A 1,070-nucleotide genomic window follows, 5' to 3' on the forward strand; every position below is an offset into this window, starting at 1 on the left:
ATCAAAAAAGGATTTTATGATGAGAAAGATACTGCCCGCTAGCTTGACGCTTGCTGCCTTGATTGGTTTGGCTGGTTGCTCGCAATCAAACGATGTCACGACGACAGAAAGTGCCGAAGAAGTAACCACATTACGCCTCTCCCACTTATGGCCAACTACAGCAGCTACGCATACCGAAATCTTTGAGCCTTGGGCCAAAAAAGTCGAAGAGGACTCCAAAGGGCGTATCAAAGTTGAGATTTACCCTTCAGCAACGCTTAGTAAACCTGATGCTACTTATGATGCGACTGCCAAAGGCACCGTCGATATAGGCTCTCAGCTACAAGGCTATACCAATGGCCGCTTTCCGTTGACCCAAGTGGCAGAATTGCCAGGTCTCTCTAGTTCAGCCACTCAAATGAATTGTATGCTACAGACCCTATATGATGATGGGGTGATATCGAGTGAATATGAAGACACTCACCTGCTGTTTATGATGGGTACGGGCCCTGGTGGGATGCATACCATTGATAAAGCCATCCGCACACCAGATGACCTAAAAGGGTTGCGTATGCGTCGCCCGTCAGCAATTGCTGGAGATATCATTGAATCTGCGGGTGGTACTCCGGTAGGTTTGCCAGCAAATGACCTTTATACCTCTCTTCAACGTGGTGTTTTGGATGGTTTGAGCTTACCGTGGGATGCAACAGGATCTTTTAGACTGCTTGAGCTGACCAATACTCATACGAATATTCCTTTTTATAGCTCTGCCATCATGGTAACCATGAATAAAGATAAGTATGAGAGCTTGCCTGATGATCTTAAAAAAGTCATTGACGATAACTCTGGTAAAGCCATGGCTGCGATGGCAGGTAAAGTCTTTGATGCAGAAGACGCAAAATTCATGGCAGAAGCCAAAGCAAAAGGCGACACTATGATAGACATTCCTGATCCATTAAATGACCCACAGTGGAAAGGTCCATTAGAAGCAGGTACTAAAAAATACCTAAACGATGTTGCAGCGTTAGGTTTAGATCCGCAATCTGTCTATGAAAAAGCCAAAGAAGCGAGCGCGGCTTGTAAGGTTTAGC

Annotated in this window: 1 protein-coding gene; it reads left to right on the top strand. The window is 45.5% G+C overall.

What is annotated here, in order from left to right; all coding sequences use genetic code 11:
• Positions 1-19: 19 nt before the first annotated feature.
• Positions 20-1,069 carry a TRAP transporter substrate-binding protein gene (gene dctP / locus DXK30_RS12680; protein ID WP_114701992.1) on the top strand — a complete coding sequence of 350 codons (1,050 nt, stop codon included), beginning with the start codon at positions 20-22 and terminating at the stop codon, positions 1,067-1,069.
• The last annotated feature ends 1 nt before the right edge of the window (position 1,070 follow it).

The organism is Psychrobacter proteolyticus (assembly GCF_003350005.1).
Taxonomy (GTDB): domain Bacteria; phylum Pseudomonadota; class Gammaproteobacteria; order Pseudomonadales; family Moraxellaceae; genus Psychrobacter; species Psychrobacter proteolyticus.